We start from the raw sequence: 9,845 nt of genomic DNA on the forward strand, positions 1-9,845 counted from the left end.
GGCACCCCGGCAAAGGCGGGGTTCCTTCAGAATGACAGAAAAGAATTAATACTATTAGAGTAAAAAAAGAAAACGTTATGTCATTCTGAGTCCGCCGCAGGCGGACGAAGAATCTCAAAAAGTAATGGCAAAAAATTATTCTTAACGTATTGAAGAATCTCAATTAAGAATTTAGAATATTTACAATGCTTAATTAAACATTATTGGAGTTCCAAATAATGAATATCTGGGAAATAGTAATTATCACCATCGTCAAGATTTTAATTGCATTGACAACATTATTATTGTCCGTTGCATACATGGTCTACTTTGAAAGAAAAATTAGTGCATGGGCACAAAATCGCATAGGTCCAAATCGTGTGGGTTACAAAGGTCTTCTTCAACCATTTGCAGATGTTTTTAAGTTACTGCTCAAAGAAGATATTGTTCCGGAAGCAGCAAATAAAACTTTACATACACTAGCTCCAGCAATCTCACTTTTTGTAGCATTTGCTACTTATGCAGTTGTTCCAATTGGACCTTCAATAAATTTATTTGGATATGAAATTAAATTAGTTACCGCTGATGTTAATATCGGAATTCTTTATGTTCTTGCATTAACTTCACTTGGAGTTTATGGAATTACACTTGCAGGATGGTCTTCTGGAAGCAAATATTCTTTGCTTGGAGGAATTCGTTCTTCTGCTCAAATGATTTCTTATGAAGTATCTATGGGCTTCTCAATTGCTGGAGTATTATTAATTTCAGAATCATTAAGACCAATTGATATAGTTAATGCACAATACGGCTGGATGTGGAATGCAATTCTTCAACCGATTGGATTTATTACATTTGTTGTATCTGCATTCGCAGAAACAAATCGATTACCATTTGACCTACCTGAAGCAGAACCAGAACTTGTTGGAGGTTATCATACAGAATACAGTTCATTCAAGTTTGCTGGTTTCTTTTTAGCAGAATATGCAAATATGATAATTGCAAGCTGCCTTATTGTTACGCTTTATCTTGGCGGGTGGCAAATTCCTTATATTGATAAATTAGGATTGAGCACAACATTAACAACAATTTTACAAATCGGTGCTTTCTTATTTAAAACTGCATTTATGCTTTTTGTATTTATCTGGGTTCGATGGAGTATCCCAAGATTTCGATATGATCAGTTGATGAATTTAGGCTGGAAAGTTATGTTTCCATTGTCGTTATTAAATATTGTCTGGGTTGCATTATTAATAATGATATTTAAGTTGTAACCCCATAAAGGAGAAAAGATAATCATGGCAGTCAAAAAGAGAAAAAAGGATTTAAATTTTTTTGAGAGAATATATATCGTAGAAATTATTAAAGGGATGATTCTTACACTGAAGAATATGTTTCGTCCCAAATTTACAATGGAATATCCAGAAGTAAAATTTGAACCGCCTGCATCTTATCGAGGTCGACCAGTTTTAGTTCAAGAAGAAAATGGAATGGAAAGATGTGTTGCATGCGGATTATGCTCGCGTGTTTGTCCTGCATTGGCAATTGAAGTTCAAGCAGCAGAAACAGAATTCGAAAAAGAAAGATACCCTCAGAAATTTGAAATCAACATGCTGCGTTGCATCTTCTGTGGATTCTGCGAAGAGGTTTGTCCTGAAGAAGCAATTGTTATGAGTAAAGATTATGAATTAGTTTTCACAAATCGTGAAGATGCAATTTTCGGGAAAGATAAATTACTTGTTCCAGTTGAAAAACTTCGCGATAGAATTGAGTTCTTAAGAAGATTTAAATGAAGTTATTTTGTTGTTATATTGAATAAGATTCTTAAAGTTACATTGAAAGTTATCAAGTCGATGAGGGAATTTTTTTTAATAGTTTTACTTTGTAAATAATATAAAAATAATATGTTTTCAAAAGTAATCTCAGCAGCTACTTTTGGAATTGATGCATACAAAGTTGAAGTAGAAACTCACAGCGAAAAGCAGCTCCCTTCAATTACAATTGTTGGCTTGCCAGATAACGCAGTAAAAGAAAGCAAAGAACGTGTAGTAGCAGCTCTAAAAAATTCCGGCATCGATATATCACTAAAAAAAATTACAGTAAATCTGGCACCAGCTGATATTAAAAAAGAAGGAAGTTCTTTCGACCTGCCGATTGCAATTGGAATTCTTGCAGCTAATGAAATTGTAAATCAAAATTTACTCGAAGAAACTTTATTGCTCGGTGAATTATCACTTGATGGAACATTGAGAAAAATTAAAGGTGGGCTTCCAATCGCAGTTGAAGCTAAAAGATTGGGAATTAAAAATATAATTTTACCTAAAGAATCAGTAAAAGAAGCTTCTATTGTAGATGGTATTAATGTTTATGGGATGGATAACTTGAATGAAGTCATTCAATTTCTCAATGGAGATAATCATTTTGAACCTGTTTACACAAATAAAGATGAAGTATTTGCAGAAGTAAATAATTATCAAATCGATTTTTCGGATGTTAAAGGCCAGGAAAATGCAAAAAGAGCTCTTGAAATTGCTGCCGCGGGAGGACATAATATTATTATGATTGGTCCACCCGGCTCTGGCAAAACAATGCTTGCAAAAAGATTACCAACAATTCTTCCTCCACTAACATTTGAAGAAGCTCTTGAAACTACTAAAATACATTCAGTTGCTGGAATACTCCCAAGAGATAAAGCATTAATTACAGAAAGACCTTTCCGAAGTCCGCATCATACTGTGAGTGATGCTGCATTGATAGGAGGAGGAAGTATTCCGCGACCAGGAGAAGTTTCATTTGCTCATCACGGAGTTTTGTTTTTAGATGAATTGCCAGAGTTCAAAAAAAATGTTCTGGAAGTTTTACGTCAGCCTCTCGAGGATTCAAAAGTAACAATCAGCCGCTCTAAAATGTCTTTAGAATTTCCTGCTAACTTTATGCTTGCAGCTGCAATGAATCCATGCCCTTGCGGTTATTTCACTGACCCATCAAAAGAATGCACATGCACAACTTCACAAATTCAAAAGTATATGGCAAAAATTTCTGGACCATTACTTGATAGAATCGATATCCACATCGAAGTGCCACCTGTTAAATTTAAGGAATTATCTTCTGCATCTTCAGGAGAAAAATCTGAAGATATAAGAAAAAGAGTTGTTGCAGCAAGACAGATTCAATTAAAAAGATTTGCTGGATTAAAAAATATTTACTGCAATGCTCACATGGGCACAAAAGAAATCCGTAAGTTTTGTAAACTTGACAGTCAATGCGAAGAATTATTGAAAATGGCTATGACACGCTTGGGACTTTCTGCTCGTGCTTATGATAGAATAATAAAAGTTAGCAGAACTATTGCAGACCTTGAAAACTCAGAAAATATACTTCCTCAACACATCAGCGAAGCAATTCAATACAGAGCATTGGATAGAGAACTATGGGGACATTAATTTTAATCTGAGTCAATAACATAAATTTTTACACTGGAGGCTTTATGAAAAAAATAATTTTAAGTTCTGTGCCTTATCCAAAGTTCAATATATCAATAAATTCTTTGATGGGTTCCATTTTTGTATTTCAAGGAATTTGTTCAATTATGAAAAAAACAAATTATGTGTTTGGTATTATTCAATTACTTTTTGGAATTATTGTTTTATTCTATACTTTGATTCAATTTTTAAAGTATCTTTATCCTTATTTCATAATGATTGATGAAGACTCTATTAGTTTCAAAAATAATTGGTATCAAAAAAGTATAACGATAAATAAAAGTGAAATTTTAGATTTGGAAATAAGTAAGAAATTAATGAAGATAAAGACAAAACAAAAAGTGTTTACCCTAAACTTTGGAATGCTTGATTATCATACAAAGACGCAGATACTCCCTGAATTTTTGGAAGAAGTAAAAAAAATTAAAGAAAGTATTTTAAATAAATAATTCAGAAGCAGATTGTTTTTTATTAACAATTATTTCTATTTTGAATTTAGGAAGTACTAAAAATCTGTAAGGGATAATAAAATGAATAATTCATTACAAAATTTCATCTCACTAAATTTATCTTCTAAATTTCATTTGAAATATTTAATTCTATTCTTTGTATTAGTAATCAACTTTGCAATTAATAATCAAATATCAGCTCAGCCATCAGGTGGCCCTTATGGTCCAATTTATAAAGTTTATGAAATTCCAAAAGTTTCCGGTAAAATTTATTTTGTTGCGCCAGATGGCAAAACAGAAAATTCTGGGGAATCAATTTCTAATCCAACTACAATTGAATCTGCAATACAAAAAGCAAAAACAGGAGATGCAATTATTTTAAGAGGTGGTGTTTATAGAACTGGGAATTTAATTTTTAATCAAGGAATTATTATTCAACCTTATAAAGATGAACAACCAATTTTTAAAGGAACTTACATTGCTGATAATTGGAAGAGTTTAGGTAATGGTTTATGGATAACAAAATGGGAAAGATTGTTTCCTTCAAAACCTGCTGATTGGTGGATACGTGATAGAGAAGGAAAGAAAACTCCATTGCATAGATTTAATAATGATATGGTTTTTGTAAATGGAAAGTTTTTACAGTCTGCAGGATGGGAAGGAGAAGTTGATGAAAATTCTTTTTATATCGATTATGAAACTAAAACAATTTACATTGGCACCGATCCGACTAACAAACTCGTAGAAATAACAGCGTTTGATGGAGCTTTAATAAGAACTACAAAAGAAGTAAATGGAAAAGTTTCAGATAAAAAGGGACCAATTATTCGAGGCATTAAATTCACTCAATATGCATATCGAGCAATTGAAATAGAGGGCACAGAACCAGAAGGTTTAGCTGATGAGAAAACATTTGGAAAAGATGTTGTAGGAACATTAATAGAAAATTGTGAAATATCTTTTTGTTCGAGAGTTGCTGGATATATCAGAGGTGATAGTTTGACAATTCGTAATTGCAAAGTTAGCGATACAAGTACAGAAGGAATTTATATTATTAGCTCAAATGATGTTTTACTCGAGAAAAATATTTTTACCCGAAATAATATTGAAAGGATTACAGGTTATTATCCTGCAGCTGTGAAAATTTTTAATCAATGTCATCGAGTTACATGCAACGACAATCTTGTAATCGATTTGCCATATTCAAATGGAATTTGGTATGATGTAGGAAACGTAGATGGAGTTTTTATTAATAACTGGGTTGAAAATGTTGGAAATAATAAAACTGAGTTAAACATAAATCAACCTTGGCCCAGTGATAATGGATTCTTCTTTGAAATTTCGAAAGGTGTAATTTGTGCAAATAATGTATTCGTGAACTGTGACCATGGAATCTGGATATTAAATAGCTCCAATGCGCAGATATATAACAACACATTTATTAACAGCACAGCATGTATTTCACGTAATGCTCGTGTTGCAGCTGGCGACCACTTTGGCTGGCACGCAAGCACAGGTCCTGATGTTGATAAACGAGAAGGTCACATTTTTGTAAATAATTTGTTGTTTGGTGATAGTAATTTTAATAGACCCTTGCTCTATGTATGGCAGCCTGCTTTATTGTGTGATAAATTAAATCAACCTCAATTAAAAAGTCTTGATTATAATTTTTATGTGCGCAAATCAAATCAAAACGAAAATACTTTAATTCTTTGGAGCCCAATTAAAAATGAAAGATGTCAAATTGCATTGAAAAATTTGGATGAACTAAAAAATCTTCATCCTCAATTCGAAAATCATAGTAAATACTATAATGATTATAATTTCCCGTTATTCAAATCTCTTGAATTAGGTGATTACAGAATATTAAGTTCTTTTCCTGACGCATATTCAGGAATGAATTTAGATGTAAATGTTAAAAAAATTATTAAGCGGTCAAAAGAATCAAAAAATTATATTGGTGCATATCCGCCAATTGAAAAATAAATTTTGAATAAATGAGGTCATTAAGAATTTCTAAAAGCGAGCAAGAGTATTTTAAAATTCATTTTTGTGAATAATTATTCAAAATTTTTCTTAACACTTGACATAAATGAATTAATACATTATAATTGCACATAAATTATGGTTGACAATAGTAAACATATCGCATTACATCAAAAACAAAACGGGCAGCAATTGCTCATCGAAGTCAACCGTGCAAATTTTGTAGTTAACACATCTTTAGATATTCTCATCCTCGGGATTGCAATTCTAATTATTAACCTAATTATTATTCTAGGCTAATACTAATTAGTCAATCCCTAAACAAAATTTAAATTCATAAAAAAAATTAGGGATTGACTAAGTCCCTGAGGTATATCTAAAGATGTTTGGTTAATAAATTATTAAAGAGGTTTTATGCGTTCAGATTTAATCAAAAAAGGTTTTGATAAAGCTCCTCATCGGAGTTTGCTTAAAGCAACAGGAGTAATAAAATCCGATGAAGATTTTAAAAAGCCATTTATTGGTATTTGTAATTCTTATATCGATTTAATTCCTGGACATGTTCATCTTCAGGAGTTCGGTAAAATTATAAAAGAAGAAGTCAGAAAAGCTGGCGGTGTTCCGTTCGAATTCAATACAATCGGCGTTGATGATGGAATTGCAATGGGACATATTGGCATGAGGTATTCTCTTGCAAGCCGCGAGTTGATTGCCGACAGCCTCGAAACTGTTGTTGAAGCTCATCGATTGGATGCTTTAATCTGTATCCCGAATTGTGATAAGATTGTCCCAGGAATGATTATGGGTGCAGTAAGAGTTAATATCCCAACAATTTTTATTTCTGGCGGACCAATGAAATCTGGACTCACTCCATCTGGAGAAGTAGTTGATTTAATTTCTGTTTTTGAAGGTGTTGGAAAATTTTCTACTGGCCAAATAGATGAAAAGAAATTGAAAGAACTTGAAGACTTCAGCTGCCCAACTTGTGGTTCATGTTCCGGAATGTTTACTGCTAATTCTATGAATTGTTTGATGGAAGCACTTGGCATTGCTTTGCCAGGAAATGGCTCTATTCTTGCTGTTGATCCAAAAAGACATGAGCTTGCAAAAGAAGCAGCTCGTAAAATTATGGAGCTTATAAAACTTGACTTAAAACCTCGCGATATTATTACTCGTGAATCAATTTTGAATGCTTTTGCTCTTGATATGGCTATGGGAGGAAGCACAAATACAGTTCTTCATACACTTGCAATTGCTAACGAAGCTGGAATTAATTTTCAATTAGAAGAAATAAATAAACTTTCTGAAAAAGTGCCTTACATCTGCAAAGTTTCTCCTGCTACAAAAAATGTTCATATGGAAGATGTAGATAGAGCCGGAGGAATTCCTGCTATCTTAAAAGAACTTTCTAAAATTGATGGGGTTCTTGATTTGTCAAGACCAACTGTAACTGGAAAAACTTTAGGTGAAAATATTAAAGATGCTGAAGTGAAAGATAGAAATGTCATTAGAAGTATTGAAGAACCATTTAGAAAAACCGGAGGACTTACAATTCTCTTCGGTAACTTAGCCCCAAAAGGTGCTATAGTAAAATCGGGTGCAGTTGATGAAAATATGCTTGTATTTAGAGGTCCTGCTGTAATTTTTAATTCACAGGATGAAGCAATCGAAGGAATTAGAGGTGGTAAAGTAAAACCAGGAGATGTTGTTGTAATTCGCTATGAAGGTCCTAAAGGTGGACCCGGTATGCCCGAGATGTTAGCTCCAACAAGTGAAATTATGGGAATGGGATTGGGTGACAAAGTCGCATTGATTACTGATGGAAGATTTTCAGGTGGAACAAGAGGAGCTTGCATTGGTCATGTTTCTCCAGAAGCTGCAGAGAAAGGTCCAATAGCAGCCCTGAAAGATGGAGATATTATTTCGATTGATATTCCTAATTGCTCTTTAAATGTTGAATTGAGTGATGAAGAAATTCAAAAAAGATTAAATGAATTACCAAAGTTCAACCCAAAAATTACTAAAGGTTATTTAGCACGATACACTAAAATGGTTACTTCAGCTTACACAGGTGCAATTTTAAGTTTACCAGATTAATAAATTAAGAGGTTTCAATGAACACAAAGAAAAAAAATATGACTGGTGCAGATATATTTTTTGAATGCCTCCGAAGGGAAGGAGTTGAATATATATTTGGATACCCTGGAGGTGCAGTCTTAAAAATTTATGAAAGACTTTATGATATTGACTTTCTCAAGCATATACTTGTTCGTCATGAGCAAGGTGCTACTCATATGGCTGAAGGTTATGCTAAGGCAACAGGAAAAGTTGGTGTAGTGCTTGTTACTTCTGGCCCAGGTGCTACAAATACTGTAACAGGAATTGCAGATGCATACATGGATTCTGTTCCAATCGTTGTTTTCACAGGTCAAGTTCCAACTCACTTAATTGGTAACGATGCATTTCAAGAAGCAGATATTTGTGGAATTACAAGACCAATAACAAAACATAATTTTCTTGTTCGTGATATATCAGAATTAGCAACTACAATTAAACAGGCATTTTATATTGCATCAACAGGAAGACCTGGACCCGTTGTAGTTGATTTACCAAAAAATGTTATTAATAGCATTACAGAATTTAATTATCCTGACAAAGTTGAATTAAGAGGATATAAACCAAGAATATATGGTCATCAGAATCAAATTAAAAAAGCTGCAATGATGATTCAAAAATCGAAGAGACCTTTGCTTTATGTTGGTGGTGGTGTTATTATGTCAGGCGGTCATCGTGAATTATATCTTCTTGCTAAAGAAAATAATCTTCCTGTTACTATGACACTCCAAGGTCTTGGTGCTTTTCCTGGTACAGACCCTCAATCTCTTGGCATGCTTGGAATGCACGGAACTTATTGGGCAAATCAAGCAGTTAACAATTGTGATTTATTAATATCACTTGGTGCAAGATTCGATGACCGTGTTACAGGTAAGGTTGATACTTTTGCAAAAAATGCATATAAAATTCATGTTGATATTGACCCAACTTGCATTGATAAAAATGTAATAGTTGATTTGCCAATTGTTGGAGATGTTAAACATGTTATGGCAGAACTTGCTGCTGAAATTTCTGAAAAACCTGATTTAACAGAATGGTGGGAACAAATTGAAACATGGAAACAAGAATGTCCGCTTGAATACGATATGTCCGATGGAAGATTAAGAGCTCAATATGTAATTGAAAAACTTTCAGAATTAACTCACGGAGATGCCATTGTTGTTACAGATGTAGGACAGCATCAAATGTGGGTCGCTCAATATTATAAGTTCAATCATCCTCGAACTAATATTACAAGTGGAGGATTGGGAACAATGGGATTTGCTTTGCCTGCCGCAATTGGAGCTGCTTTTGCTGTTAAAGATAAACCAATTTTGTGTATTACGGGCGATGGCGGATTTCAAATGAATATGCAGGAACTTGCAACGGCTGCTTATCATAAACTTCCTATTAAAATTTTCATAATAAATAATTCTTTCCTTGGAATGGTTCGTCAATGGCAGGAATTGTTTCATGCAGAAAAATATAGCTTTACTGACTTATCTGATAGTAATCCAGATTTTGTGAAATTAGCAGAAGCATTTGATATCAAAGCCTATTCTGTAAGCAGCATAAGCGATGTTGAACCAGTTCTTAAAGAAGCACTTTCTTATAACGATGGACCAATACTTGTCGATTTCAAAGTAGTTAAGGAAGATATGGTCTTCCCAATTGTTCCAGCTGGTGCATCAATCAGCGACATGATAATTAGAAGATTAGACCCAAAGGAGATGTTCTAATATGTTACACGTAATTTCAGCTTTAGTCGAAAATAAGTTTGGCGCATTTAATCGCGTTGTTACAATGTTCAGCGCCAAAGGTTATAACATTCACTCAATTTCTATTGGAGAAACTGAAG

At 33.4% G+C, this 9,845-nt stretch carries 8 protein-coding genes; all 8 read left to right on the forward strand.

Translation table 11 applies throughout. From position 1 onward, the window contains the following. Window positions 1–218: 218 nt before the first annotated feature. Complete coding sequence (gene nuoH / locus AC27L2_RS13355; protein ID WP_487212263.1) at window positions 219–1,250, forward strand: NADH-quinone oxidoreductase subunit NuoH; 1,032 nt, start codon at window positions 219–221, stop codon at window positions 1,248–1,250. Window positions 1,251–1,274: 24 nt separating this feature from the next. Then, the gene (gene nuoI, locus AC27L2_RS13360; RefSeq protein WP_487212264.1) at window positions 1,275–1,769 is read left to right on the forward strand and encodes an NADH-quinone oxidoreductase subunit NuoI; all 495 of its coding nucleotides are present in this window, start codon (window positions 1,275–1,277) and stop codon (window positions 1,767–1,769) included. Between the two features lie 111 nt (window positions 1,770–1,880). Continuing rightward, window positions 1,881–3,419, forward strand: a complete 1,539-nt coding sequence (locus AC27L2_RS13365) for a YifB family Mg chelatase-like AAA ATPase (protein ID WP_487212265.1) — start codon at window positions 1,881–1,883, stop codon at window positions 3,417–3,419. Between the two features lie 44 nt (window positions 3,420–3,463). After that, window positions 3,464–3,907 carry a hypothetical protein gene (locus AC27L2_RS13370; RefSeq protein WP_487212266.1) on the forward strand — a complete coding sequence of 148 codons (444 nt, stop codon included), beginning with the start codon at window positions 3,464–3,466 and terminating at the stop codon, window positions 3,905–3,907. Between the two features lie 81 nt (window positions 3,908–3,988). After that, window positions 3,989–5,893: a right-handed parallel beta-helix repeat-containing protein gene (locus tag AC27L2_RS13375; RefSeq protein ID WP_487212267.1), complete on the forward strand. Its 1,905-nt coding sequence runs from the start codon at window positions 3,989–3,991 to the stop codon at window positions 5,891–5,893. Window positions 5,894–6,307: 414 nt separating this feature from the next. Next, window positions 6,308–7,990, forward strand: coding sequence for a dihydroxy-acid dehydratase (gene ilvD / locus AC27L2_RS13380; protein ID WP_487212268.1), 1,683 nt, complete (start codon window positions 6,308–6,310; stop codon window positions 7,988–7,990). Between the two features lie 17 nt (window positions 7,991–8,007). Continuing rightward, window positions 8,008–9,726, forward strand: coding sequence for a biosynthetic-type acetolactate synthase large subunit (gene ilvB, locus AC27L2_RS13385; protein WP_487212269.1), 1,719 nt, complete (start codon window positions 8,008–8,010; stop codon window positions 9,724–9,726). A gap of 1 nt (window position 9,727) precedes the next feature. Further along, the coding region (locus AC27L2_RS13390; protein WP_487212271.1) for an ACT domain-containing protein at window positions 9,728–9,845 on the forward strand (118 nt) is incomplete at its 3' end.

Source organism: Rosettibacter sp. KY25 (assembly GCF_057554405.1).